Origin of the sequence: Streptomyces sp. NPDC050287 (genome assembly GCF_044459385.1) — a bacterium.
Lineage (GTDB): Bacteria > Actinomycetota > Actinomycetes > Streptomycetales > Streptomycetaceae > Streptomyces.
The window spans coordinates 646,022-671,965 of the sequence record NZ_JBITIY010000005.1 but is presented as its reverse complement, the minus strand read 5'-3'; the positions used below and the strand labels follow the sequence as shown (position 1 = coordinate 671,965).

Sequence of the window (25,944 nt, the reverse complement as noted above, 5' to 3'; positions counted from 1 at the left end):
CAACGGTCGCCGTACCGCATACCGGCTCCGGGTCAGCAGGGCTGACGCCACACCCCCAGGTCCGGCTTCTTCACCATCGAGGACAGTTTCAGGCGGTGGGACTCGGCGCAGAAGCTGCTTCCGGGTTCCGCGTACTCCACGTGGAACACCGCCTTTCCGGCCTCGATGAACGGCGTGAGGTCCGTGCACTCGTCGTATTGGGCGCACTCCTCGTTGACCGCGAAGTCGAAGTCGGCGAGGAGCTTGGGGATCTGCGGGAGGTCGTTCTTGAGCCCGACCGACAGCCCGCGCGCGTGGGCGAGGGCGGCGATCATGCGGTTGTACCGGAGCTGGTCGTGTGCGGTGAGCGGGAAGCCGGTGTCGTTGCCGTAGCCCTCCACCAGGTCGGGCTCCACCGCGCCGAAGCCCTTGTCGCGGCACATGTCGAAGCGGCGTTCCATGATCGGCCGCAGGACGGACAGCTGCCGGATGTCCAGCCACCGCTCCCCCTCCCAGCCGTTGGACTCGCCGAGCACCGAACGGGGGAAGGCGTCCTTGTCGGGCTGGAAGTCCTCCCAGGCGCCCACGTTGACGTAGCAGATGACCTTACGGCCGTCGCGGTGCAGACGGGCCACGTCCGCCGCGGAGTTCTCGAAGCCGTCGATGTCGTAGACGGGGACGTCGACGGTGGGGGTGACCTTTCCGTCGAGCTGCCACTGCCAGGCCAGGCCGGGACGTGGCTTCCAGAGCGCTTTCGCAGGGGCGGCGGGCGGGGAGGGGGACTTGTGGGCAGTGGGTGGTCCGCTCGGGGCAACAGGTGTTGCCCGGGATCCGGGGGCGTGGGACGTCGCGGAGGACGCACCGCGGCTCTCGGCCGGCCGGGTCCCGGGAGTCGTCCCGTCGGCTCCGGAACAGCCCGCCAGGACCATGGTCCCCAGCGCCGCCGCGTACACCAGTGCTCTGTTCCTCATCGCTCCGTTCCTGTAGGTGCGGGCGTCAACTGGGCCCAGGGGTTGGGTGGTTCACCCGTCACGGGTCTGCTGTGTCAGGTGCTGCCGAGGGGCAGGTGCTCCTGGAGGGGGCGGGTGCCGCGCGCAGCCCATCAGAGTCACGCCTTCGCCGCGTCGTACTCCTCGCGCGCCTTCTGGATCGCCGCCATCCGCCGCTCCGTCCACTGCGCGAGGGCCCGGACCTGTTCGGCGGCCTCCCGGCCGAGGTCGGTGAGGGAGTAGTCCACGCGGGGCGGGATCACGGGCTTCGCATCGCGGTGGACCAGGCCGTCACGTTCCAGGGTCTGCAGGGTCTGGGTCAGCATCTTCTCGCTGACCCGGCCGATCTCCCGGCGCAGTTCACTGAAGCGGTACGAGCGGTCCAGCAGCGCGATCAGGGCCAGCGTGCCCCAACGGCTGGTGACGTGCTCCATGGCGACCCTGTGCGGGCACATCCCGACGCCGTCGGCCGCCAGCATCCGGTCGACGGTCCCGCTCTCACTTACTCCCATGCCTGTACCGTACGTCAATAGTGGCACTTCCGGAGAGTTAGTGCTTCAGACGATGAATCGGGCAGAGATCCACGTAGTCGGTGCCGGGCCGGGTCAGCGACGCATCAATCTGCTCAGGGTCGCCTTGTGTGACGTTCCGGAGCCACCTGGGCCGGCGCGCAAAGGGTGATCGCAGGGCTGCGTCAGCGAGGAGGGCGCCGTCCAGGCCGCTGAGCCCCAGGAGCCGCTCCTCATCGACGGTGCTTCGCACGTCGGCGCCTGGCCTTCGGTGCCTGGCCTTCGATGCCTGGCCTTCGGTGCCTCGCTTTCGGTGCCTTCGGTGACCAACCCGACGGCAGTCCACCGCCGGGCGCGGGCGGCGTGTGGCCGCCGACCGGCCCGTCACCTACCCGCCGGCCACGATCGCCCTAGGCACGGGAGTCCGTGTAGCGAGCCGCGAGTGTGGGCCGGTTGCCGCCCGCGACGAAAGCTGTCTCCGCGGCGAGCAAGGCGTCCAGGGCGGCGTCCTGACCCTCCAGACCTGGGACGCAGACGGTCTCCCCGAGTCGCAGCCCGGCCAGGCCGGCCGACGCCACGTCCTCGGGCGACATCGCCCAGGGGATGTTGCGGCCGGCGCCACTGTTCCAGTCCGTTGCCACGACTCCGGGGCACACCACCTGGACGCGAACCGGGGTGTCGGCGAGTTCACCGGCGAGGGTACGGGTGAAGCCCAGGGTGGCGGCCTTCGCGGCGACGTACAGGGTGCGCCGGGGCGCTCGCGGGTCCGCGCTGCCCGCGCTGAAGGCGAGGAGAGAGGCGACGGTGACGATGGTGCCCTCGCCTGCCGCCAGCATTCCGGGAAGTGCGGCGTGGACCAGCCGGACGGGGGCGACGGCATTGAGGGTGAGCAGGCCGTCGATGTCGGCCGACTCGACATCCGCGAGCGGGGCGTAGCCGCCGGCGCCGGCGTTGCTGATCAACATGCGGACGTCCCCGGCGGCCAAGCGGTCGGTGACTGCGGCGATTCCCTCGCGGGTCATGAGGTCGGCGGGCAGCACCTCGACGGCTGCTCCGTTCGCGCGGAGTTCGTCGGCGAGGTCGGCGAGCCGGTCGGCCCGTCGTGCCACCAGGATGAGGTCGCGGTCGTCCGCCAGGAGTCGGGCGTAGGCGGCGCCGATACCGGAGGAGGCGCCTGTGATCAGAGCAATGGTGCGAGTCATGGGGCCAGTGTTCGCCAAGCACTGGGCTACTGTCAAACACTTGATACCAGTGAAGCGTCGTACCCATCTCCTGTACGGAGAGGCAATCCAAGGCCGTCACCTACTTGACTACTATCAGGTAGTTTATAGCTGCCCAGCTGCCGTATTCTCGCGGCGTGACCCACGATGACCAGCGGCCCATCGCTGCCCACGCACTGGACCGAGTGACCTGGGCGCTGCGGCGCGCGGAGTGGGCGGTGCAGGCCCGGAAGGATCAGCGGATGCGGCCGCTGGGTCTCGCGGCCGCGCAGTACACCCTGCTGATGAACGTCCACAGCGATCCCGGCCTGACCGGTGCGGAACTGGCCCGCCGCCTGAACGTCACCCCCCAGGCAGTGGCCTCCCAGGTGGCCCGCCTGGAGGAGCGGGGCCACCTGGAACGCCGACCGCACCCGCGCCACCGGCATGTGCGGGAGCTGCACGTCACCGACGCCGGGCGCGATTCCCTGCGCGATGCCGATGCCGTGCTCGTGGCAATCGAGGAGCGGATCGCCGAGATGCTGGGTCCCAAGAAGACCGCGCAGTTGAGGACACTGCTCGACGAGGTGGCCGACGTGGCCCGGGAGGCGTGAGCCGGTGGGCCTGCCGACCCTCGATCCCCTCGACCTCCAGATTCTGCAAGCGCTGCAGCTCGACGGGCGCGCCCCGTTCAGCCGTATCGCTGCCGTCCTCGGAGTCTCCGACCAGACCGTGGCCCGGCGGTACCGGAGGCTGCACAACACCGTCAATGTGCGCGTTCTCGGCGTGACGGACGAGAACCGGTTCGGCCGACAGACGTGGGTCGTACGACTGCACTGCATCCCGGACGTGGCGGAGCGACTCGCGGACGCCCTCGCCAGACGCCCCGACACCCTCTACGTGAACCTCATCTCAGGTGGCACCGAGGTCGTCTGCGGTATGAAGCCCCGCAGCCGGAAGGCGAGGGACGAACTGCTCTTCGGCCGGCTCCAGCGCACCCGGCAGATCGTCAGGGTGACGGCGCACTGCCTCCTGCACTCCTTCTACGGCGGCTCACTCGGCTGGTTGAACAAGTCCCACGCCCTCACCCGCGAACAGGAGTCCGCTCTACGCCTGCCGGATCCGGTCCCCCTCGATGCCCCCCTCAGTGCGGACGCGGCCGACGAGGCGCTGCTCGAGGTACTCCGCCGCGACGGCCGGGCCACCCTGGCCGACCTGCACAAGGCCACCGGCCAGTCTGAGTCGGCGGTCAAACGGCGGCTCGAGACCCTGCGCTCCACCGGCGCGCTGTACTTCGACGTGCAGTACGACCACGGGTCCCTCGGACAAGACGTCAGCGTGATGCTCTGGCTCACCGTGACACCCCGCGCGCTGGCCGACGTGGGCCGCAGCATCGCCGCGCATCAGGAAGTGGGTTTCGTGTCCGCCATCACCGGCCAGGAGAACATCGTCGTCTCCGCCCATTTCAAGGGCTCCGACGAGCTCTACACCTACCTGAGCGAGAAGATCGGCGCCCTCGACGGCATCCAGGCGGTCGAGTCGGCTCTTGTTCTGCGCCAGGTCAAGCAACTCACGTACGAACCGAACCGTAGCGCTGACCACATGTTGTGAGCCTGTCCACGCTGTCGCGTCGTGGTCCGGGACCCAGCGAAGTGAGGTCCCGGACCACACGGGCGGGCGCTCTCCCGTCCCCACCCACGTCGCCCATACCGGTCCGGGCCCCGCGTGCCCCGGGCGGACCCGTTCCGGTGCGTACCGCTGCCTCGCTCTCAGCCGAGGGCTGCTGACCGGGTGATCAGTTCAGCCCTCCGCATGTGCCAGTTCCACGTCGAACGCAACGCCCGGCCCGTCCACGGACACCGGTGCGGCGACCGGCGGATAGCCGCTGGCGATCACCGAGTAGTCCCCCGCGTCCAGGTCGGTGAAGGCATAGCCGCCGTCCGGCCCGGTGGTCGCCGTAGCGATGACGTTGCCCGCCTTGTCCACGAGCGTGACCCGCGCGTCAGTCAACGGCCGGCGATCGGCGCCGGCCCGCACGGTGCCCTGAAGTACTGCTCCCGGCCACAACGTCACGTCCAGACGGGCGAGTCGAGGGCCGGACACCCGCACCGGGAGAGCGGCGGGCCGGAATCCCGCCGCGTTCACCACCACCGTGACATCACCTTGCGGCAGCTCACCGAACGCGAACGCGCCGGATTCATCGGTCGTTTCAGCGGCCAGTGCGTCTCCCCGTACATCCGTCACCGCCACCGTCGCACCCTGAACGGGCGTCCCTTCCCCAGCGGTGACCACCGTGCCGACCAACCCGCTGTTCGCGGACAACAGGACGTCGTACGACAGCGGCTCATCACCCACCACCACGGTGGACGCCTGCGGTTGGTGGCTCTCCGCCGCCGCGATCAGCACGTACGATCCCGCCGCCGGCACGTCGAGACGGTAACGGCCTTCGGCATGCGCCACGGCCCGGCCCAGTTGTCGCCCGCCCAGTGAGATCAGCGTCAGCGTGGCTCCCTCGACCGCCTCTCCCGCCGCCCCGAGGATCCGGCCGTACAGGGCGGGACCGGAACCGCTGTCGGGGACGCGTGTGTCATCACCGGTCGCGAAACCGACTGCGCCCACCCTTTGCCCGGACTCCCCCGACCACCCCCGGGCATGGGCCCCGACCAGCAACCGCTCCGGCTCGGACTCGGCTTCGGATTCGGCTTCGGATTCGGTTTCGGCTTCCATGGAAGACTCGGCAGCCTCGGGCGCCGTGTGATCGGCATGAGCGGCGGCAGACCTCGTGGACTGCGGAGTCCGCAGCAGTACCGCGCCGACCAGAGCGGCAAGCAGCGCCAGGCACGCGGCCACGATCAGGCACAGGTAGAGCCCGTCGAGGAAGGCCTGACCCAGCGCGCCCATGGCCCGGCCGGTGTCCTTGCCGAGGTTCATCCCGGCCACCGCTCCCAGGCCGTGGGCGTCGGCGATGCCGGTGACCCGGTGTGCGACCGGTCCGGTGACGCCGGCCTCGCGCAGGTGGCCGGGCAGGGCATGGGTGCTCTTGGTCGTCAGCAGGGTGCCCAGGACGGCCGGGCCAAGAGCACCGCCGACCTGTCGGAAGGCGTTGTTGCCCGCCGACGCCATGCCTGCCAGGTGATGCGGCACCGACGCGACGGCGGTGGCGGTCATCGGTGTGATCACCAGGCCCAGCCCCAGGCCCAGGAGGGCCAGCCGCCAGGCCAGCGGACCGAAGGAGGTCCCCGCGTCGATCGCGGTCAGGGCGAACAGCGCGCCGGCTGTGGCCAGCAGGCCGACGGTGATCATGATTCGAGGCGGGATCCGGTGCATCAGGCGGCCCGCCAGGGCGCCCACGACCAGGGACATCACACAGACGACCAGCAACCGGTACCCGGCGTGCAGGGTGTCCAGGTGCTGCACCATGCCGAAGTAGAGGCTGAGGACGAAGAAGAAGCCGATCAGCCCCAGGAACGTGATCATGGCGATCAGGGTCGTCGCACTGAACGCCGCACTGCGGAACAGCGACAGGTCCAGCATCGGGCTGGGGCTGCGGCGCTCCACCACGACGAAGACGACGGCGCTGACCGCCGCGAGCGACAGTGCCGCGATCACCCGCCCTTCGGTGAACGAGGCGGCGCCGCCTTCGATGACACCGTAGACCAGCGCGCTGATCGTCACGGCCGCCATGATCTGGCCGGGCCAGTCGAGCCGGCGATCACCGGGAGCGCGCGAGTCGGTCACCAGCGGTGCCGCGACCGCGAGGGTGATGACCGCCACCGGTATGGTCGGCAGGAAGATCCAACGCCAGGTGGTGTGGTCGAGGATCACACCGGCGATCATCGGGCCGACGGCCAGTGCGGTCATCAGGGACGCCGCCCAGAGCCCGACGAAGGTGCCGCGCTTGCGCGGGTCGGGCACGGCATGGCTGATCAGCGCCAGCGTCGAGGGCAGCAGCGCGGCGGCGCCCAGGCCGGCGCACGCCTGGCCGACCCAGAGGACCTCGACCGACTGTGCCGACAGCGCGACGGCGGCTCCCACGCCGGCCATCGCGAGGCCCGCCAGGTACACCTTCTTGCGGCCGTGTACGTCGCCGAAGACCCCGGCGGTCAGGATGAGAGCGGCCATCGGGAGCTGGAACGCGGAGGAGACCCAGGTCAGTTGGGAGGTCGACGCGTGCAAGGCGCTCTGGACGGCGGGCAGGCTCACCGAGACGGTCGTCACCGGCAGATAGGCGACGAACATACCGACGCAGGCCATGACCAGCGTGGCCACCTGCCGTTCTCGGCGGTCGTTCACCTTGTGCGTAGTGCTCACAGAACTCTCCCTCATGGCACGGCGATGCCGCACTCGACTTGCAGCGCAGACAGCTTCCGGCCATTTCCTCATTCGATGCCAGCCACAGCCCCCAATACCTGGAGAACCGACATGCGGAGCAGGCTTGCGAAGGATTTCCGACAGGCCGACGGCTTTCCGACCGCTGATCCGAGCCCGCGGCGGTGATGCGCTGTGGGGCCTGGTACGGCAGGAGGAGGAGATTTCCGCGCGGGTGACCGGATTCGCTGAGCTCGTGGGCCTCGGCGGCGTCGGCGGGCGGGAGGCTGCGGTCGACACGGCCGCTCAGTCGGCCGTCGTCGGGCGCCTTGAGCAGGTCCAGCACGCGGTCGGAGTCTCGACGGCCACGGACAGCGCGGCGGCGCTCTCCCAGCCGAGTCCGGCCGGCTTTGGTGCGAGGTCCGTCGCCAGGGCATACGGGGCACAGTCGCCGATGACGGTCCAGCCCGCTCAGCCCAGCCCTCCGCGATGTCAGGAACTCTCCCAACCCGGTGCGCCTGGCTGGTCATGCCGGCCGGTCTCGCACCGCTCGGTCTCCGCGAGGGGGGAAGGATTCTTCCCTGGATAAGTCCTTTCCAGGGTGGAATTCTCCCCATTGCGGGTTCGCGCGACGGTGGCAGGGTCGATGACGTGGCCTTCGACCAGGACCCCCGCGCAGAGCGGTGAGCACCTGAACCAGCCGCCGGCCGTAGACCCGGCGGCCAGAAATCCCGGACACACGCCAGGAGAACCACCCATGCCCGAACGGAAGAAGTTCGCACCGCCCGCGATCCAGGAATTCGCCCCCAAGCTCGCGGAGGTGACCGACACGGTCCTGTTCGGCGACATCTGGGAACGGCAGGGTCTGTCCCCGCGCGACCGCAGCCTGGTCACCGTCACAGCTCTGGCCGCCCTGTACCGCAACGACCAGCTCAGCTTCCACATCGGCAAGGCGTTGGAGAACGGCGTGACGAAGGACGAGCTGATCGAGGCCATCACGCATCTGGCCTTCTACGCCGGCTGGCCCAACGCCATGACCGCCATGAACCAGCTCAAGGAGATCGTGGAGAAATCCGACCAGCCGGGCCGAGGCGGCCCCTGACCGCCCGCACCCGACGCGGCCTGGACGATCCCGGGCGACCCGGCACTGATGCCCCGGGCCGGGCGCCGCACCGGGCCGGGCCGGGCCGGAGAAGATCCGCCAGTGCCTCACCGCGTTCTTCGCAGGCGTCGAGCCGCTCGCATGCCGGCGCTGCCAGTGCCGGCGTGATCACCGTCTGAGGCCGCACAACGACCGTGACGAGCTTCCATCCGCCCTCACCGCGTCCAAGGAGATCGGAGAACACAGATGACGACGTGGACGAGCGACGAGCTCAACCGCATCGCGGAGGCCCACGAGTTGGAGATGGCGCCGCGCCGCGGTGACGGCACCCTTCGGCGGCCGGTGCCGGTCTGGGTGGGTCCGCGACGGCGACGACCTGTACGTCCGTTCCTTCCGAGGTACGGACGGCCTCTGGTGGCGGGCGGCCCGCGCGAGTCATGAGGGGCACATCCGCTCGGGCGGTGCCGGCAAGGACGTCACCTTCGTCGAGGTGGCGGACGCCGAGGTCAACGACCGGATCGACACCGCGTACCGCACCAAGTACGGCCGCTTCGGCGGCGCGTACGTCAACCCCATGGTCGCCGCGCGCTCGACAACACGCCGGACCCAACTGCCTCCCGAAGCGGTGTTGTTGCTCTTCCTTCCTGTGCTGTTGTACTGGGCGAGGAACACCTCGCCCCGCCGAGTCACCGGTGGAGGGAATCACGTGGCGTTCCCTGACGACGGCCAACGCCCTGCGCCTGTTCCCGGGAACGGCGCGATGAACGCGTCAGGCGACACCGTCCAGCCCATGCGGTGCCCTCTCGATCGCAGCAGCCAGGGAACGCAAGGCCCCGTAGGTCTGGCTGCCGGGTTCGGCGGTCCACACGACGAGCTGCTGTTCGGGATCCTCCGCGCACGTAAAGGTGGACCGCTGAAATGTCAGGTCGCCGACCACGGGATGCCGGAGCAGCCTGGTACCGCCGGCCCGCACGGCGACATCGTGCGAGGTCCACCACAACCGGAACTGCGGATCCAGCGCGGAGAGCTCTTCGACAAGCGCCGTCAGTCGGGGGTCGTGAGGGTTTCGCCTGCTGTCCATGCGCAGGTGGGACACGGCCAGTCGCGCCATGTGCTCCCAGTCCCGGTACAACACCCGGATGTCGGGTTCGGTGAACAGCAGGCGCACGTAGTTGCGCTGTTCCTCGGGGACAAGCCCGAAGTCCATCACCAGAGCGGCGGCCATGGCGTTCCACGCCAGAAGGTCCGTGGTGCGCCCGATGACGAACCCCGCCGTGAGGGTGAGGTCGTCCAGCAGGTACCGCATCTGCGGGTCGACTTCTTGCCGAACGCTCCTGTCGGCCGTGGGCAAGGCGGTCTGCTTCCCCGCGAGCGTCAGGAGGTACTCCCTCTGATCGCCGTCGAGGCGGAGCACCTTTGCGAGGGCGTCGAGGACGGCCACAGACGCCTGAACGCGACCCTGTTCGAGCCGGATGTAGTAATCGGTGCTGATCGCGGCCAGCCGAGCGACCTCCTCACGGCGCAGACCGGGAACACGCCGCGGCTCACCGGTGTCGGGCAGCCCGACACCGCCGGGGCTCAACTCCGCACGGCGCGCCTTGAGGAAGGCTCCCAGTTCGTCCAGGCTCGGCTCCCGTCGCACACGCACAGCTTCGCACCTTGCCGCGATCCTGAACATCAAACCAAGCGGCTGCCGACGCCCTCGCCCGACGGTCCCTGGCGATCGCCGCCTGAGCCATGAGCACCGAGTGCGCCGCCGATCCTCGGGCCTGTCCGGTCGCCGTTTCCGGCCGGCCGGGTGTCCGAGGATCGACCGCACGCTCGGTCCTCTCGAGCACGACACACGGCACCGGATGGAGAAAAGATGCACACCCGAACACTCGGACAAGACCTGCGGGTCTCTGCCCTCGGCCTCGGCACCATGGGAATGTCCCAGAGTTACGGCCCGAACCCCGGCGATCGAAGCGACATGATCGCCGTGCTCCGTGGGTCCGTGGACCGCGGGGTCACGTTTTTCGACACCGCGGAGGTGTACGGCCCCTACGTCAACGAGGAACTCGTCGGAGAGGCCCTCGCTCCGGTCCGTGACGAAGTGGTGATCGCCACGAAGTTCGGATTCCGCATCGAGAACGGTGCGTCAGTCGGACTCAACAGCCGGCCCGAGCAGATCCGTGCCGTCGCCACGGCCTCCCTCGAACGGCTCGGGGTGGAGACGATCGATCTGTTCTACCAGCACCGCGTTGATCCACAGGTGCCGATCGAAGACGTCGCCGGCACGGTGGCGGAGCTCGTGCAGGAGGGCAAGGTCCGCCGCTTCGGCCTGTCGGAGGCCGATGCGGAGACCATCCGCCGTGCTCACTCGGTCCACCCGGTCACGGCGGTGCAGAGCGAGTACTCGTTGTGGACCCGGGATCCCGAGTCACAGGTCCTGCCGACGTGCGCGGCACTCGGAATCGGATTCGTCCCCTTCAGCCCGCTCGGCAAGGGCTTCCTCACCGGGGCAGTGGACGCCTCCACGTCGTTCGCGGCCGACGACGTCCGGACAACGATTCCACGGTTCACGGCCGACAATCGCGCGGCCAACCAGGCTCTCGTCGAGCACATTGCATCGCTCGCGCGGGCCAAGGACGCCACACCGGGGCAGGTCGCGCTCGGCTGGCTGCTCGCGCAGCATCCCTGGATCGTTCCGATTCCCGGAACGCGGCGCATCGCCCGCATCGAGGAGAACATCGGCGCCACTCAGCTGCCGCTCTCCGCCGACGAACTGTCGGACCTCAACGAACTCGCCGGTCGGGTGGGGGTGCGGGGAGATCGCTACAACGAGCACCACATGTCGCTGGTGGAAAAATAGCCAGACGAACGGAATCACTTCCGCCGGCAGCGAGCTGCACACCCTCTGGTGTGGGCGAAGCGACCCCCGGTGTTATTCAATGAGGTGTGCGGTCAGGGATCTCGGGGCCCGGTCGCACGGGTCCGAGTACAGCCCCGGCACCGCGCCGGGGATCGCTGAGAGAGCCGCATGGACTCCACGACGCCGTCCCCCTCGTCCTCATCGCCGTTCGACCTGGTCAGCAGTGCCCTGGGGCGCTACATCCCGCGCGGCGGCGGCGGCGCCGCGGCGGCCGCCGGTCCTGCCGACGCGCGGGGCGACCGCACCACCCGCCAGCGCGTACCCGACAACCCGGCAGCAGACCGTCAGGACCAGATTCTCGGCGTGGTCAACCTGGACAGGGATCTGAGAATCACCCGCTGCAATCTGGACGCCCCCATATTCACCGGTCTGAACGCCGTGGTCGGGAGTCCCTTCACCGATCTCCTGCCCCCCGGGGACGTACCGACGGTCACCCGGCGGTTGCGGCAGGTTCTGGAGACCGGTGAGGCGCACGTCGCCCGGATCCAGCGCCTGCGGCGCGGCGACGGGTCGGAGCTGGTGGTCTCGCTGAGCATCCTGCCCGCCGCGGTGCCCCATGAGGGCCTGACTGTCTCCGTGATCGCCATGGCCAGGAGGCTGCACCTGTACGCCGCCGAAACCGCGATCGGCACCTCGCTGGACATCGGCGAAACCGCCCAGTCGCTGGCGCAGTCCCTGCTCGCTTGGGGAGACGTGGCCGCCGTCGACCTCGACTTCGCCGTGTGGACGGGCGAGGGAGTCACCGGGAAGGGGCAGGGGCGCGTCCGGCTGCGGCGGGCGGCCCTGGTGCCGGACCGGGTGTGGCCCGAAGGTTACGTGACGCCCGGCGGCGATCTTCCGAGCGACGCCGGTCGCCTGCTGGAGCAGGCGGTACGGCGGGGGGATGCCCCGCAGACCCTCGTCATACCCGACCGGGCGGCGGTCGAGCGGCTCCTGGGCAGTCCGCGAGTGGTACGTGCCCTGGTGCCCGGTGACCGGTCGGCGAGTGTGGCGTGCATACCGCTGGTCCTGGACAGCGCGCCGCCCGTCGTTCTGGGCGTGGCGGAGGTCTGGCGGCGGGCCGACCGCCCCTTCCGCGACAGCGAGCTGCTCGACCTGCAGGAACTGGTGGCCAGGACCGCCCACCACGTCGACCTGGCCCGTCAGCACCAGCGCGAGCACACACAGGTGCTGGCGTTGCAGCGCCGGCTGCTGCCCCGGAGCGGCGGCCACACCATTGAGATCGCCAGCGTCTACCAGCCCGCCACCCCCGACAGCGCGGGCGTCGGCGGCGACTGGGTGAACAGCTTTCCACTGCCGGACGGCCGTACCGCGCTGGTGGTCGGTGACGTCGTCGGACACGGTCTGGGAGCCGCGGCAACCATGGGACAGCTGAGCATGGAGGCCCGCGCGCTGCTGTCCGCGGGGCTGGCACCCGACGAGGTTCTGGAGCACCTGGACGAGACCGTGACGCTGCTGGACGACGCGGAGTCCGGGCTGGCGGCCGGCTACAGCGCCCTCGGCTCCACCTGCTGCATCGCCCTCTACGACCCGGTCAGCCACCACGTGACGCTCTCCAGCGCCGGTCACCTCCCCCCTGTCCTGGTGCTTCCGAACGGGCACGCGGGCCCGCTGGCGGTCCGCCCCCACCCCGGCCTCGGCGTCGAGTTCGCGCTGCGGGAACCGTTCGACGTGCACACGTTCGGCGCGCCCCCGGGCTCCCTGCTCGCCCTCTACACCGACGGCCTGGTGGAGGAACCGGCGCTGCAGATCGACGAGGGCATCAGCCGGCTGGCGGACGCCGTGTCCACGGTCCACCCTTGGGACGCCCTGCAGCAGGCCGCTCGGCACGTCGTATCCGCGCTGGCGCCCGTGCGCCAACGCGACGACGTGACCCTGCTGCTCGCGCGCATGATCGGCTACCGCAAGGGGGACACCGCGACCTGGCGGCTGCCCGCCCGCGACGACGCGCCCGCCCATGCCCGCGCTCACGTCTCCGCGCTGCTGCGACGATGGCACGCCAGGGGCGACACCCAGGACGACGTGCCGCTGCTGGTCAGCGAACTGGTCACGAACGCGGTGCGCTTTGCCGCCGGTCCCATCACGATACGGCTGATCAGGTCCGGAAACGGCCTGCTGTGCGAGGTGGGCGACACCGGCAACGGCAGGCCACGTCTGAGCCGGGGCGGCCTCCTCGACGACGGCGGGCGGGGCCTGCACATCGTGCACAGGCTCACCACCCGGTGGGGGGTGCGGTGGACGGACAGCGGCAAGGTGGTCTGGGCGGAAGTCGTACGGTGACCCGGTTACGGGGCGGGCACGGCCGGCGTACGCGAGCGCGGTGAGGGTAGGTGCGGCGTGCGCGTAGCCGGCGCGACCGACGGTACGGACGGCGCCCTCGGCGGAACCGGCGGCGTGACCGGTGAAGCGGGCCGCTCGTTCGCCGGTACGGGTGGCGTGGCCGGTGAAGCGGGCAGCTCGTTCGCCGGTACGGGTGGCGTGACCGGTGAAGCGGGCCGCCCGTTCGCCGGTACGGGTGGCGCGGGCTCGCCCTACCGCCACTCCCCTTCCAGGGCGGTGGCGGTGAGGCCCGGTGCCGCCGCGTACAGGACGGCGCGATCGCCCGGCTTCTGCCCGGCGTCGTGCGCCCGCCGCAGAATGTCGAACACGGCGGCGCCTCCGCGGTTGCCGCTGGTGTAACTGTCCCGGCTGTACTCCAGCAGCCCCGACGGCCACGCGTCGGGCATCGTCTGCTCCATGTACTCCAGCACCCGGGTCCCGCCGGGGTGCGCGAGCAGCACGTCGGGGTGCCAGGAGTCGGGGTCGTCCTGGTAACGGAGGCGCAGCCACTCCCACATCGCGGTGACCGTCTCCTGTACGGCGCGCGGCCCGCGCCGGTCCATCACGAAGTGGGTGCCGTCCGCCCGCGTGTCCAGGCGGTGCAGGTCCTGGGTGCCGGGCAGGGTGTGGTGCCAGGCGGCGTCCAGCCGCAGCACCGACTCGCGCCTCGGGCGGCCCGTGACCACCGCGGCGACCGCGGTGTCCGCGAAGAGCAACCGGACGATCAGGGACTCGATGGTGTCGTCCGCGGGCTGGTAGGTCGTGCTCAGCGCCTCCGCGATCACGACCAGGACCACCCGATCGGGGTCCGCGGCCACGAGATCCGCCGCCAGGGCCAGGGAGCGGGTCCCCGCGATACAGGCCCACTGCGTAGCGGGCAGCAGCATGACGTCATTGCGGAGCGGCAGTCTGTTGGCCAGGGCGATGTCCAGGCCCGGCAGCGCGGGGGTGGTGGAGTGACTGGTGATCAGGCAGTCGATGTCCGCGGCGTCCAGCCCGGCGATCTGCAGGGCCCCGCGCGCCGCACGCTCCCCGTAGGCCTGCACGGCCTCCCAGGCCGGCGCGGTGCGCTCCTGGACGGTCTGAGGCGCGGGTATCGCCTCAAGGGCGGCGATCACGCGGTCCACGTCCTGCGGGGTGAACCCGTCGCGTGCCAGCGCTTGTTGGGCGGGCCCGACGCCGACAGCCCGCAGGCCGCCGGCGTTGCCGGGCGCGACAGCGGTCTCCAGCGGCAGCATCCACCCGCGGGTCTCGATGCCTGTGCCGGCCGCGATGCCGTCGATCCGCGGCGCCCACGCCGCGTGCGGGTGCCGGTCGCGCACCTCCGCCACGATCTGGCTGGTCTCCACGGCGTGCTCGCCGTGTATCACGGCAGGAGGACATAGGTAAGCGGCCATGATGGCACCTTTCCAAGGGAACAAGGGGAAACGTCACGAGGGCTGTGGCATGGGCCGCCTGGCTAGGACTTCGCGCCCACACCGATGGGCTCCACTTCGGGAGTCGCCATTCCTGTCGAGCATGGACGCCAAATGGACATTTCCGCTGTGATGCAGACAACTTGGGCACCCTTGGAGGGCGTGATACGGCACACACCGCTGAAGCAAGGGCCGCCAGAGCGGTTGAACAGGTCGTACCTGACCAACCGTCAGCCAGGGTGGCTACACCTGGTCTGGGAGGGCACCGTCGGCGGGCGTCTCCATCGTCACCGGCGGCGACGTGCTCCAGGCTTCCAGCGCTCCGGACAAGCAGATCTGGCAGGCCGTACAAGGTGAGGTGTTAGCCGACGCGCGCCGTCTCAGCCCCCAGATCACCGAAGTCGCCCTCTACGACGATGAGGTCACGCTCACCGGGCAGCCGGAGCGGCGCAGCGACGCCGCCGTCGCGGCGGGTCTGACACGCCCCGCTGGACGGTCGCTGGAGAAGATGCGCGGACCATGTCCTCGCCGGCAAGGACAAATCTCCTTGCCGTGCCGGCAGCGGCAGGCCGTGGGTGAGGTTGCCGCTGCCCCTGCCCCTGCCCCTGCGGCAAAGGGCCTCCTGATTCCGCTCGGTTGGGACAGCAACCCCGAGCTACCAGAAGGCCCTGCCGTCATGTCCCGACCACCGAGAGATCACCGGAACAGGAACACTGCTCGACTGATCGAGCCTGCCGAGCCGTGAGCGGAAGGCTTCTCAGAGTTCCTGACCATTCCATGCCTGCCCGATCGGCCCCGCGGTCTCCCGCCGCCGCACGGGCCGAGTGTCGGCGGCCGGCGGGCTGCGTGCCGACCTCACGCATCGGCCGGCTCACGAAAACCGGAGCAAGGCGACGATGTGGCGCGCCGTCCGTGACGGGCGCTCGCGCGGCACCTGATCTCATTCCAGACGAGACGCGATCGAGGACCTCGTGCCGCGGTGTTTCCGGCGGCGGCTGCAGCTCCGCCTGAGGGCAGCTCGACGCCCCAGGACCGCAGGAACGCAGGAACGCAGGAACGCAGGAACGCAGACGACCTGCCCTTCACGGACGACGGAACGCGTGCCGCCCTGGTGTCGTCAGACCGTGGGGACTGGGCCCGCGTTCTGCACCTCGGACAGTGCCTTCTTGATGGTGACCTTCGCGAAGTATCCGGCCCCGAAGAAAATGCACTGGACGACGTACCAGAACTTCTCGGCCCCGGTCATCTCGACCAACCCGTACTCGCTCAGCGCCTTCTTCACCGGGACCTTCTGGAAGTAGGCGGCACCGAAGTACACACACCCCAGGACGTACCAGAACTTCTCCCAGGATGTGGTGGTGCCCTGACCGAGGTACTGCCGTTCTGCCATGACGTTCTCTGCCTTCCGATGACATGGGATCCGGGGAAACACGCCGATCCAGACCCTTGCGGGCAGCCTCGGGCAGCAGTCGCGCACAGGCGCGGACGCCTGACGGCATGCCGAAGCAGGAGTTGAGATGGAGTGAGTGATGCGCACTTGTCACCGTGCGGGTCGCCATGACAGCCAGCCGCCCCCCCGGATGCGCAAGACGGAGCATAGGGCAAGAGACCTTGATCGTCACCTCGGGGGTGCCGAAGTCAGGAGCACAGCTCGGAGTTGGGCCGAGGAGCACAGCCAAGGCGTCCGGCCGGCGACGGCCACTCGCTCAGGCACCCCCAAGCGCGCCTCGTGCAGTGTCGTGAACGGTCCGTCGAAGTCCGCCGGTCGTCGGGTCCCCAGGGCCTTGGCGGCGGTGAGGTGGTCGTCAGTACGTGCGCCGCGTTCCCGGGCAGTACGGAAAAACGGATGAATCAGCCTGATTCTTCGCAGGCGAAGACATTCCGACTGGTACCGCAGTACCACTCAGCCGTCGGTGTGTATCCCGTGGTCCCAGGTCCGCGGCCGACGACTCCCCTAGCTTCGACAGCAGGTGCCGCGGTACGTCCGTGGGCGAGTTCGAGGCAAAGGCCAGACGCATGATCGAAGCACGTGAGCTGACGAAGCGGTACGGGGACAAGACGGTCGTCGACCAACTGAGTTTCAGCGTCAAACCAGGCGAGGTGACCGGCTTCCTCGGCCCCAACGGCGCAGGCAAGTCCACCACCATGCGCATGATCATCGGCTTGGACTTCCCGACCGGGGGTTCGGTCACGGTCAACGGGCGCAGCTACGTGAAGCACGCCGCGCCGCTGCGTGAGATCGGCTCCCTGCTGGAGGCCAAGTCCGTCCACCCGGGGCGTACCGCGTTCAACCACCTGATGGCACTCGCGTACACCCACGGCATTGCGCGCCGACGGGTGGACGAGGTGATCGAGCTGGCCGGGCTGACCAGCGTGGCCGGCAAGCGCGTGGGCGCCTTCTCCCTGGGCATGGGCCAACGACTCGGCATCGCCGCGGCCCTCCTCGGCGACCCGGCCATCGTCATGCTCGACGAACCGGTCAACGGCCTCGACCCCGAGGGCGTGCTGTGGGTGCGCAACCTGCTGCGCCGCCTGGCGGACGAGGGCCGGGCCGTGATGCTCTCCTCACACCTGATGAGCGAGACCGCGCTGATCGCCGACCACCTGGTGATCATCGGACGCGGCCGGCTGCTCGCGGACACCACGGTCGACGACTTCACCCACGCGGCCGGCGGCGGGGGCGTGAAGGTCGCCACCACCGAGGCACGGAAGCTGCGTTCGCTGCTGGCCGGCCCGGATGTCACGATCAGCTCCTCCGCCGCCGAGGAACTGGTGGTCTCCGGCCGCGACGCCCATGAGATCGGGGCGATCGCCGCCCAGCACGGGGTGGCGTTGTACGAACTCACCCCGCAGTCCGTCTCCTTGGAGACCGCCTTCATGGAACTCACCAACGACGCCGTCGAGTACCACAGCGCTCCCGTCGACGCCCCCCGAAAGGCCACCTGATGACCGTCACCACCCTTTCCCCGGACACTGCCCGCACAACGGTGCACAAGGTGACCGGCCGCCGGGTCCTGCGCTCGGAGTGGGCAAAGTTCTGGTCGCTGCGCTCCAGTTGGATCACGCTGGCGGTCGCGCTGCTCCTGTTGATCGCGCTCGGGGCGATCGCCTCCGCCACCTACAGTCCCGACGCCGTCGCGAACCAAGGACCGCCGGGAGCCGACTCCGGCGAGAGCGACGCGGTCAGTCTGGCCCTGCTCGGCGTGACCTTCGCGTCGCTGGCCGTCGGCGTACTCGGGGTGCTGATCTCGGCGGGCGAGTACAGCACCGGCATGATCCGGTCCACGCTCGCCGCGGTTCCGCGGCGGCTGCTGGTGCTGTGGTCGAAGAGCGCCGTGTTCGGGGTGGTCGCGTTCGCCCTCACCACGATCGGTGCGCTGGCGGCCTTCCAACTGGGCACGCTGGGACTGGACGGCGAGAAGATCGCGCTGACCATGGGCGACGACGGGGTGCTGCGCAGCCTGGTGGGCGCAGGCCTCTATCTCGGCCTGGTGGGTGTGTTCGGCGTGGCGCTGGGAGTGGTGCTGCGTTCCTCCGCCGGGGCCATCGCGGTCCTGGTCGGCGTCCTTCTCATCCTGCCCGGACTGGCCACGCTGCTGCCCGACTCGTGGGAGGACTCGGTCATCCCCTGTCTTCCCAGCAACGCGGGGTCGGCCGTCTACGCCCTGCACGAGTCGTCGAACTCCCTCTCCCCCGGGGCGGGACTCGCGGTCTTCGCAGGGTGGGTGGCGCTGACACTCGCCGGGGCGGCCTACCGGCTGGCCCGGACCGACGCCTGACCAGCACATCAAGGACAATGGGGCTCATGACTCCGCACGGGGCGTCGGCCGCCGAGGACGCCCAGGGGACGCCGCTTCCGCCGCCCCTTGGGCTCGACGCCGCCTGGACGCACCCGTTCCTGGGCCATCTGCTGCGCGGGCAGAGCCGGCAGCAGCGTCTGGACCGCCGCCATCCGTGGCTCCACGACACCGCGGTCGTACTCGTCGTCGCGCTCCTCAGCCTGCCCGACCTGCTCTCCAACGGCAGCGACAACGGACCCTTCGGTGAAGCGAGCCACCGCGGTGAGCTGCCCTCCGGCGTCCCCTTCCTCTTCGCCGCCGCCCTCATCGTGCCGCTGTGGTGGCGCCGCAGGGCCCCGGCCGTCACGTTCTTCGTGATCGGGCTGGTGAACCTCGCCCAGTGGTCACTGGGCCTGTGGCAGCAGGCCGGCATCAGCGCGCTCGTCGCCCTGTACAGCCTGGCCCTGCACGGTTCCCTGCGGGCACTGGGCTGGGCCGCCGGGCTGACGGTCGTCGAACTCACGCTGGCAGTCGGCATCCTGGTGCGCGTCGACCGTCCCCTGCTGGCCCTCTTCTTCATGCTGGGCACGGCGACGGCCGCCGTCGCCGTCGGCCTGACGCTCCGCATCCGCCGGATGTACCTGGCCGCGCTGGAGGACCGTGCCGGGCGCCTGGAGATCGAGCGCGACCAACGCTTCCGGCTCACCGCCGCCGCCGAACGCTCCCGGGTCGCGCGCGAGATGCACGACATCGTCGGCCACAACCTCTCCGTCATGGTCTCTCTCGCCGACGGCGCCGCGACCCTCGCCGCCAACAGGAACGAACAGTCCGCCGAGTCCCTGCGCATCCTCGGCGACACCGGAAGGCAGGCCATGGGCGAACTGCGCCGCGTCCTGGGCGTCCTGCGCGAGGAACAGGAGCACGTGCGAACACTCAGCCCGCAGCCCGGGATCCGCGACCTGGACGCCCTGCTGGCGCGGGTCCGCTCCGCCGGGTTGGCGGTGACCTACCGGAGCGTGGGCGATCTCGACACACTGGGCAGCGGCGTCCAGCTCACCGTGTACCGCATCGTCCAGGAAGCCCTGACCAACACACTCAAGCACGCCGGTACGGGCACCGCCGCCGAGGTCACCGTGACCGCCGACACCGGCACCGTGCGCATCCGGGTCACCGACACCGGAACACCGCCCGGGGCATCCGTGCGGGCGGAGCCGGAACCGCGGACCGGCGACACCGGACACGGCCTGGTCGGCATCCGCCAGCGGGCCGCCATGTACGGCGGAGACGTCACCATCGGCCCCCGCGACACCGGCCACGGCTGGATCGTGGACATCGTGCTCGAGGTGCCGGCCGCACCCGCCCCGTCGGGATCAGGAGAACACCTGCCATGACCACCGTACTGATCGCCGATGACCAGCCCCTGCAGCGCATGGGCTTCCGCATGCTCATCGAGGGCACCCCCGGCCTCACCCCGGTCGGCGAGGCCGAACACGGCGCCGAGGCGGTCCGCCTGGCCGCCGCACTGCGACCCGACGTCGTCCTCATGGACATCCGCATGCCCGGAATGGACGGCCTCGAAGCGACCCGCCGCATCACCGCCGCCGGCGGCCGCACCCGCGTACTCATCGTGACCACCTTCGACCTCGACGAGTACGCACACGAGGGCCTGCGGGCCGGAGCCAGCGGCTTCCTGCTCAAGGACGCCCGGCCCGAGGAACTCGTGGCGGGCATCCGGGCCGTCGCGAGCGGCGACGCCATCGTGGCCCCGAGCCTGACCCGGCGTCTGCTGGACGCCTACGCCCACCAGGTCCTCGCCCCCTCCGGCGCCCCCGCGCCCGCCGACCCACGGCTCAAAACGCTCAGCGACCGCGAACGCGAGGTGCTGGTCGCCATCGGCCGGGGCTGGACGAACACGGAGATCGCCGAACGGCTCCACCTCACCGAGTCCACGGTGAAGAAGCACGTCGGACGGGTGCTGGCCAAGATCGGGGCACGCGACCGCATCCAGGCCGTGATCACGGCATACGACGCCGGGCTGGTCAGAGCCAAGCAGTGACCGGCAGCCATCCCGCCGCGATGGCGCCGCTCACTTCTTCGCGGCGAATGCTGTGCACATCGCCACTGTGCGGGTGGACATGTTAAAGCCCGAACTGAGGCCGACTCGGCTCCCTCGTGACGAGCGCACCGATGACACACCTTGTGCTGGTGAGGCTGAGGGCGGCCACCGCACCGCAGCTGAGCCTTACGGCGGTACGTCACGGATCGGCGCGGAGCCAATCGGATCGCCCTATCCACTTCCGTGGTACCGTAAGTGAGGAGTCAACCGGAAAGGCCTATCCGGATCACTGATTCGGATAGGCCTTTCCAGATACCTTCCCTCCGGTGCCATCTCATCCCGAAAGGAATATGTGCCGTGACCAGCATCGCCATCGTCGGAGCCGGCCCCCAACTGGGCCTGGCCATCGCCCGCACCTTCGCCTCCCAGGGCTTCGACGTCGCCTTGATCTCCCGCAACCGCGAGAAGCTCGACGCTCTCGTCGGCACGCTGACCGCCGAGGGCATCACCGCCGCCGCGTTCCCCGCGGACGTCCTCGACCGTGAAGCGCTCACCCATGCGCTCAAGAATGCCGCCAACCAGTTCGGCGGCATCGACGTGCTGGAGTTCTCCCCGGTGGGGACGTTCGACTCCACCACTCTGACCACTCCGGTCGAGACCGAGCCCTCTCACGTGCAGCACGAGATCGAGTTCCAGCTGTACGGGGCCATCGCCGCCACGAAGGCCGTGCTGCCCGCGATGCGTGAGGCCGGCGCGGGCACCCTGCTCTACACCACCGGCGCCGGCTCCATCGACCCCGTACCGCAGGTCGGCAACGTCAACGCCGCAGCCGCCGCGCTGCGCAACTGGGCGATCAACCTGCACAAGGAGCTGGACGGCACCGGCATCCAGGCCGCCCACGTCGGCATTGACGTGTCGATCGGCACGCCGGCCGTCCCCGGTTTTCCGACGGCCCAGCCCGAGGAGATCTCCCCCGCCTACTGGGACCTGCACACCACCAGGCGCGACCAGGGCGAGCTCGTGTTCAGCGGCTGACCCCGGACCGACTTTTGTGATCCGCCCTTCGCCCAACCTCGATCGCGCCGCGGCGTTCCGGGCCGCGGCGCGAGCGAGGAGAAGGGCTCGACCCCGATGGACCATGCCGACTGCGACGTTCGCGGCCGAGGTTTTCAGTCTCCGGGCGTCAGAGTCGCCTTCCACGATCGCACCCGCATTCTTGAGCGACCGATCCAGATAGGCTACGGTGAATGCATGGCAAGGACCCGGGAGTTCGACACCGAAGCGGCGGTGAGCCGCGCGATGGAGCTGTTCTGGACGCGCGGATACGAGGCGACATCGGTGCGCGACCTGACCCAGCGCCTTGGTATCGGGCAGGGCTCCCTGTACGCCGCGTTCGGTGGCAAGGACGGCCTTTACCAGGCCGCACTGGAGCGCTACCGCGCCACCTTCGCGGCGGCCGCCCTGCGCAACCTCGAAGAGGGGGCGGGTGCCCGATCGGCGATCCGCTCGCTACTGGTCGAGCGGATCCGGATCGCCGTCGAACAGGGTGGCAGAGGCTGCCTGTTGGTCAATGCCGCCACCGAGCGCCTGCCGGAGGACCAGCCGACCCGGCGTACCGTGCAGGACGTACTGGGCGCCAACCAGGATGCGCTCACGGACCTGCTGCGCGCGGCGGCGGAGCGCGGCGAGATCTCGACGCGGCATGACCCGAGTGCGCTCGCCGCCTTCCTTGTCACGTTCCTGAACGGGCTCCTCGTCTCGGCGAAGATCACCCCGGACGCCCACACCCTCGAACCCCTCGTGGAGGTCGCACTGACCGCGCTCGACTGACTTTTCTCATGCCCGGAAACTGTATCGAACGATCCAGATAATCGCCGACAACAACCCGCCGCCGGCGATGCCGCCTACGGCCCCGTGCCAAGACCCCCGTCTCCCCTCGCCCACCGAGACCGCACCGGCCCTCCGCGGCAGCCGATGGAACAACGGCCCGAGGCGAGCACCATGTGCTCCCGCGAGTTCTTCGCCGGTGCCGGCTCACCGCCTGTGCGATCACCTCGCCGTTGCCGGAACGCGCTTCAGCCGTGGGCGAGCCACGCGGAACACCCCAGAAAGTTGGCAGAGGAATGATTTTCGACCATCACGAAAAGCCCGTTCGCACAGGCCGGGCCACGGTCAACGGAACGAGTTTGCACTACCGGACAGGCGGGTCCGGCCCGGCGGTGGTGCTCCTGCACGGCGTGCCGAAGACCAGCTACCACTGGCGGCACTTCCTTCCGAGACTGACGCCGCACCACACCGTCGTCGCGCCCGACCTCCGCGGCCTCGGTGACTCCGCGCGTCCCGCAGACGGCTATGACTCCGCGACGATGAGCGACGACATCGCCGCACTGATGAGCCACCTCGGACACGACACCTACAGCGTGATCGGAGAGGACTGGGGAGCGGTGATCGGCTATCAGCTCGCCGCCCGCCACCGCGATCACGTCAACGCCCTGGTCTTCGCCGAGGCGCTGTTCCCCGGGTTCGGCTTCGAGGACCACACCGCACTCACGCACGAAAACGTCGCGAGCGGCATGCACCTGTGGCATCTGGGCTTCTACTTCCAGCCGGACGTGCCCGAGATGCTCATCGCCGGACATGAACGCGAGCTGATCACCTACATGATCAAATACGAGCGCAGCCACCCGGACACCGCCACCCCCGACGCGATCGAAGAGTACGTGCGCTGCTACTCCATGCCCGGCGGCATCCGCGCGATGCTGTCGATCTACCGGGCGATGCTCGTCGATGCCGAGCAGAACCGGCAAGCAGCCCAGAAGAAGCTGGACACCCCGGTACTGGCCCTCGGCGGTTCGGCCTTCATCGGCGACCGCAATGAGTCCCAGATGCGGCTGTTCGCCCACGACGTCACCGGCCATGTCTTCAACGCCGGACACGACCTCGCCGAGGAGGTGCCCGACGAGATGGCCGACGTCGTGCTGCCCTTCCTGGCCAAGCGGATGTAGTTCCCAGTCCGGGAACCCGGCGAGACGCGAACCCCGACGCTGCCGTCGTGCAGCGCCTCGGTACCGGTGTGCCGGTCCCTGAGGTCAGCCACCCTTGCCCGACGCCGGCGTGGTGCCCTGGCCGGCGCGCAGCATGGCCTCGTAGAGAGCCTCGTGCCTGGGCGATGCGGGCAGGGGGCCGCGGGCCGGGGCCTCAAGGGACTGGATCATCAACGCGACGACGCGTCGCCAGGCGTCGGGAGCGGCGTCGCCGGTGGCGTTGACGACGCCGGCGTTGGCCATGTGGAGCAGCACCAGGTCCGAGGGGTCGAAGTCCTCGCGCAGGCGGCCGGTGGCCTTGGCGCGGCCGATGAGTCGCACCATGGCCTCGTACGCCTCGTTGCGGCGTCGCTCCAGGACCTTGGCGGCGGGAAAGGTCATGGTCAGGATGTCGGCGAAGCCGCTGTCGGCGGCCTGCATCGCGCAGGCGGCCTCGATGTAACCGACGAAACCGTTCCAGGGGTCGGGGTCGTCCAGGGCGACCGAGACCACGTCGGCGTAGGCGCCCATGCGGTCGGAGAAGACGGCGTCGACCAGTTCCTCCTTCGTGGGGAAACGACGGAACATAGTGGCGATCCCCACCCCCGCCTCGCGGGCCACGGAGGCCATGGAGGCGTTCAGGCCGTCGCGCGCGAACACCGTGCGGGCGGCCGCGATGATCCGCTCCCGGTTTCGCTCGGCGTCACTGCGCAGAGGCTGAACGGCGGGACCGTCGGAGTGCTGGGCGCCAGAGGTCATACCACGCAGTCTAGCAATCGGATTGACCTATCCATTTTATGGTCGAGGCCCTGAAACCACCGGACCGGCACGACATGACCCAGGGGCCGTGCGGCAACTCATCCTCAGCCATTGCAGACTCACAGGCAGTGGTCCATGCTTCTGACGCCACGTCAGATATGCCCTCCGTTCCGACGTCCTCCGTTCCGACGTCCTCCGTCCTGACGTCCTGACGCAAGAGAAGAGAGGCCCGCATGGCTGCGACTCAGCGCAGGAGCCGGAAGATCATGATGACGCCGGACGAGCTGGACGAGTTCCTCGCCACCCAGCGCACGTGCCGCGTCGCTACCGTCTCGAGCGACGGCGCCCCGCATGTCAGTGCCCTCTGGTTCGCATGGGATGGCACCTCGTTGTGGCTGTATTCCATCGTGCGCAGCAAGCGATGGGCCGATCTTCGCCACGACACGCGCGTCGCCGCCGTCGTCGATTCCGGCGAGGGATACGGCGAGCTGCGCGGGGTCGAACTCTCCGGCACCGTGGACTTCGTGGGTGAGATCCCCCGCACCGGAGAACCGTGCCCCGAACTCGACGCGCTGGAACCGTTGTTCGCCCGCAAGAACTTCGGCCTGGAGACGATGCCGCACGATGGCCGGCACGCGTGGATCCGCCTGACACCGTCGAGGACCGTCTCCTGGGACTTCCGCAAGCTGTGACAACCAGAGCGACATGGAGAGCAGTTCGACGCATTCCTTCCATGCGTCCATCGCGCCCGGCGTCCGTTCTGTTACCCCCCAGGGGTATGATGGACGCAACTATTGGGAAGGAGCCAGCACATGGTTCAGAAGGTGTACGACGTCAAGGGCATGACCTGTGCGCACTGTGTCCAGGCCGTCAGCTCCGAAATCCACGGTCTCCCCGGTGTGAAGGACGTCCAGGTGGACCTGCCGTCGGACAAGGTCACGGTGACCAGCGAGGAGCCGCTCGATCCCGCCGCCGTCGCGGCCGCGGTCGACGAGGCCGGCTACGAGCTCGTGGGCGGTGAGGGCCAGTGAACCGGCGGGCGGATCTGCTGCGCCGGGCTGTCGGTCACCCTGTCGTCAGGCTGACGGCGGCGGCGCTGCTCCAGGCCGCGGCCTCCCGGCTCACGGATCCCGCCGCGGCACCGGCACGGAAGTCCTGCGCGTGCGGCGGCCCCACCCGCTCCCCACAGATCTGAGCCGCGTCGCACTTCGCGGACCGCCTTCCACCGTCGGCCGCACACCGCTTGCCGCCCGGTCATCCACCACCGGTACGCCGATGCGCCCGAGATGGTTGCAGGGGCGTCATGTCGACGCCACGGCGAGATGACGGGGCGTCTGAGTTACAGGGCCGGGCAGGGCGAGGCGCGGTGGGGCGCCTGCTGCTCCTGCTGCTCCTCGCCCTCGGCCTGATGCGCCTCCTCCCCCAACGCGGCCCGCCCCGGCGCGGAGAACGCCTGCACCGCTGTCACCGATCCGACGCATCCCTGCCACGTACGCCCCGGCGGACCGGGCACGCCTTCTCGCGTGCCGGCCCAGGGCGGTCAGGCCGCGCCGGCCCAACCGATCTTCTTCCCCATCGATGGCCGGGCTACGGTGG

The 25,944-nt window shown here is 69.7% G+C and carries 23 protein-coding genes and 1 pseudogene; 15 read left to right on the top strand and 9 right to left on the bottom strand.

What is annotated here, in order from left to right:
* Positions 1-32 precede the first annotated feature (32 nt).
* The 3 genes from ACIBK3_RS21600 to ACIBK3_RS21590 form a co-directional block, all read right to left on the bottom strand.
* Positions 33-950: an endo alpha-1,4 polygalactosaminidase gene (locus tag ACIBK3_RS21600; protein ID WP_399367648.1), complete on the bottom strand. Its 918-nt coding sequence runs from the start codon at positions 948-950 to the stop codon at positions 33-35.
* A gap of 137 nt (positions 951-1,087) precedes the next feature.
* Complete coding sequence (locus tag ACIBK3_RS21595; RefSeq protein WP_399367646.1) at positions 1,088-1,480, bottom strand: winged helix-turn-helix transcriptional regulator; 393 nt, start codon at positions 1,478-1,480, stop codon at positions 1,088-1,090.
* Between the two features lie 407 nt (positions 1,481-1,887).
* Complete coding sequence (locus ACIBK3_RS21590) at positions 1,888-2,679, bottom strand: SDR family NAD(P)-dependent oxidoreductase (RefSeq protein WP_399367644.1); 792 nt, start codon at positions 2,677-2,679, stop codon at positions 1,888-1,890.
* 155 nt (positions 2,680-2,834) lie between these two features.
* Here ACIBK3_RS21590 and ACIBK3_RS21585 point away from each other — a divergent pair, with 155 nt between their 5' ends.
* Complete coding sequence (locus ACIBK3_RS21585) at positions 2,835-3,290, top strand: MarR family winged helix-turn-helix transcriptional regulator (protein WP_399367642.1); 456 nt, start codon at positions 2,835-2,837, stop codon at positions 3,288-3,290.
* 4 nt (positions 3,291-3,294) lie between these two features.
* Positions 3,295-4,287 (top strand): Lrp/AsnC family transcriptional regulator, encoded by a 993-nt coding sequence (locus ACIBK3_RS21580; RefSeq protein WP_399367640.1) that lies wholly within the window; start codon positions 3,295-3,297, stop codon positions 4,285-4,287.
* Between the two features lie 189 nt (positions 4,288-4,476).
* Here the strand turns inward: ACIBK3_RS21580 and ACIBK3_RS21575 are convergent, their stop codons facing one another.
* On the bottom strand, positions 4,477-6,930 hold the full coding sequence (locus ACIBK3_RS21575) for a DHA2 family efflux MFS transporter permease subunit (RefSeq protein ID WP_399367829.1): 2,454 nt from the start codon (positions 6,928-6,930) through the stop codon (positions 4,477-4,479).
* A gap of 811 nt (positions 6,931-7,741) precedes the next feature.
* Between ACIBK3_RS21575 and ACIBK3_RS21570 the strand changes: the two genes are divergently transcribed.
* Complete coding sequence (locus ACIBK3_RS21570; RefSeq protein ID WP_399367638.1) at positions 7,742-8,086, top strand: carboxymuconolactone decarboxylase family protein; 345 nt, start codon at positions 7,742-7,744, stop codon at positions 8,084-8,086.
* Between the two features lie 319 nt (positions 8,087-8,405).
* Positions 8,406-8,618: pseudogene (locus ACIBK3_RS21565) on the top strand (DUF2255 family protein); the annotation flags it as partial.
* Positions 8,619-8,855: 237 nt separating this feature from the next.
* Here the strand turns inward: ACIBK3_RS21565 and ACIBK3_RS21560 are convergent.
* Positions 8,856-9,728 (bottom strand): helix-turn-helix domain-containing protein, encoded by an 873-nt coding sequence (locus tag ACIBK3_RS21560; protein ID WP_399367827.1) that lies wholly within the window; start codon positions 9,726-9,728, stop codon positions 8,856-8,858.
* A gap of 222 nt (positions 9,729-9,950) precedes the next feature.
* Here ACIBK3_RS21560 and ACIBK3_RS21555 point away from each other — a divergent pair, with 222 nt between their 5' ends.
* Together ACIBK3_RS21555 and ACIBK3_RS21550 are read left to right on the top strand one after the other, a co-directional pair.
* Entirely contained in the window at positions 9,951-10,937 is a 987-nt protein-coding gene (locus tag ACIBK3_RS21555; RefSeq protein WP_399367636.1) for an aldo/keto reductase, read from the top strand.
* A 168-nt stretch (positions 10,938-11,105) separates the two neighbouring features.
* The gene (locus ACIBK3_RS21550) at positions 11,106-13,277 is read left to right on the top strand and encodes a SpoIIE family protein phosphatase (RefSeq protein WP_399367634.1); all 2,172 of its coding nucleotides are present in this window, start codon (positions 11,106-11,108) and stop codon (positions 13,275-13,277) included.
* 251 nt (positions 13,278-13,528) lie between these two features.
* Here the strand turns inward: ACIBK3_RS21550 and ACIBK3_RS21545 are convergent, their stop codons facing one another.
* Complete coding sequence (locus ACIBK3_RS21545; protein ID WP_399367632.1) at positions 13,529-14,713, bottom strand: type III polyketide synthase; 1,185 nt, start codon at positions 14,711-14,713, stop codon at positions 13,529-13,531.
* A gap of 1,135 nt (positions 14,714-15,848) precedes the next feature.
* Entirely contained in the window at positions 15,849-16,121 is a 273-nt protein-coding gene (locus ACIBK3_RS21540; RefSeq protein WP_399367631.1) for a hypothetical protein, read from the bottom strand.
* Positions 16,122-16,747: 626 nt separating this feature from the next.
* On the opposite strand from ACIBK3_RS21540, the gene ACIBK3_RS21535 reads away from it, so the two are divergent.
* The 7 genes from ACIBK3_RS21535 to ACIBK3_RS21505 all read left to right on the top strand — a co-directional run bounded on the left by ACIBK3_RS21535 (position 16,748) and on the right by ACIBK3_RS21505 (position 23,571).
* Positions 16,748-17,677: an ABC transporter ATP-binding protein gene (locus ACIBK3_RS21535; RefSeq protein ID WP_399367629.1), complete on the top strand. Its 930-nt coding sequence runs from the start codon at positions 16,748-16,750 to the stop codon at positions 17,675-17,677.
* Positions 17,677-18,510, top strand: a complete 834-nt coding sequence (locus ACIBK3_RS21530) for an ABC transporter permease (RefSeq protein WP_399367627.1) — start codon at positions 17,677-17,679, stop codon at positions 18,508-18,510. Before ACIBK3_RS21535 ends, ACIBK3_RS21530 begins: the two co-directional genes overlap by 1 nt.
* A 26-nt stretch (positions 18,511-18,536) precedes the next feature.
* Positions 18,537-19,901 carry a sensor histidine kinase gene (locus tag ACIBK3_RS21525; RefSeq protein ID WP_399367625.1) on the top strand — a complete coding sequence of 455 codons (1,365 nt, stop codon included), beginning with the start codon at positions 18,537-18,539 and terminating at the stop codon, positions 19,899-19,901.
* On the top strand, positions 19,898-20,566 hold the full coding sequence (locus ACIBK3_RS21520) for a response regulator (protein ID WP_399367623.1): 669 nt from the start codon (positions 19,898-19,900) through the stop codon (positions 20,564-20,566). Before ACIBK3_RS21525 ends, ACIBK3_RS21520 begins: the two co-directional genes overlap by 4 nt.
* A 357-nt stretch (positions 20,567-20,923) precedes the next feature.
* On the top strand, positions 20,924-21,601 hold the full coding sequence (locus tag ACIBK3_RS21515; RefSeq protein WP_399367621.1) for an SDR family NAD(P)-dependent oxidoreductase: 678 nt from the start codon (positions 20,924-20,926) through the stop codon (positions 21,599-21,601).
* 216 nt (positions 21,602-21,817) lie between these two features.
* Positions 21,818-22,396 carry a TetR/AcrR family transcriptional regulator gene (locus ACIBK3_RS21510; RefSeq protein ID WP_399367619.1) on the top strand — a complete coding sequence of 193 codons (579 nt, stop codon included), beginning with the start codon at positions 21,818-21,820 and terminating at the stop codon, positions 22,394-22,396.
* A 293-nt stretch (positions 22,397-22,689) separates the two neighbouring features.
* A complete protein-coding gene (locus ACIBK3_RS21505; RefSeq protein WP_399367617.1) occupies positions 22,690-23,571 on the top strand; it encodes an alpha/beta fold hydrolase in 882 nt (293 codons plus the stop codon).
* A gap of 84 nt (positions 23,572-23,655) precedes the next feature.
* On the opposite strand, the gene ACIBK3_RS21500 is transcribed toward ACIBK3_RS21505, so the two are convergent.
* Positions 23,656-24,348 (bottom strand): TetR/AcrR family transcriptional regulator, encoded by a 693-nt coding sequence (locus tag ACIBK3_RS21500; RefSeq protein WP_399367615.1) that lies wholly within the window; start codon positions 24,346-24,348, stop codon positions 23,656-23,658.
* A 233-nt stretch (positions 24,349-24,581) separates the two neighbouring features.
* On the opposite strand from ACIBK3_RS21500, the gene ACIBK3_RS21495 reads away from it, so the two are divergent.
* Together ACIBK3_RS21495 and ACIBK3_RS21490 are read left to right on the top strand one after the other, a co-directional pair.
* Positions 24,582-25,040 (top strand): pyridoxamine 5'-phosphate oxidase family protein, encoded by a 459-nt coding sequence (locus tag ACIBK3_RS21495; protein WP_399367614.1) that lies wholly within the window; start codon positions 24,582-24,584, stop codon positions 25,038-25,040.
* Between the two features lie 120 nt (positions 25,041-25,160).
* Positions 25,161-25,379 carry a heavy-metal-associated domain-containing protein gene (locus ACIBK3_RS21490; RefSeq protein WP_399367612.1) on the top strand — a complete coding sequence of 73 codons (219 nt, stop codon included), beginning with the start codon at positions 25,161-25,163 and terminating at the stop codon, positions 25,377-25,379.
* A gap of 308 nt (positions 25,380-25,687) precedes the next feature.
* Here ACIBK3_RS21490 and ACIBK3_RS21485 read toward each other — a convergent pair whose 3' ends face one another.
* Positions 25,688-25,816 (bottom strand): hypothetical protein, encoded by a 129-nt coding sequence (locus tag ACIBK3_RS21485; protein WP_399367610.1) that lies wholly within the window; start codon positions 25,814-25,816, stop codon positions 25,688-25,690.
* Positions 25,817-25,944: the final 128 nt, after the last annotated feature.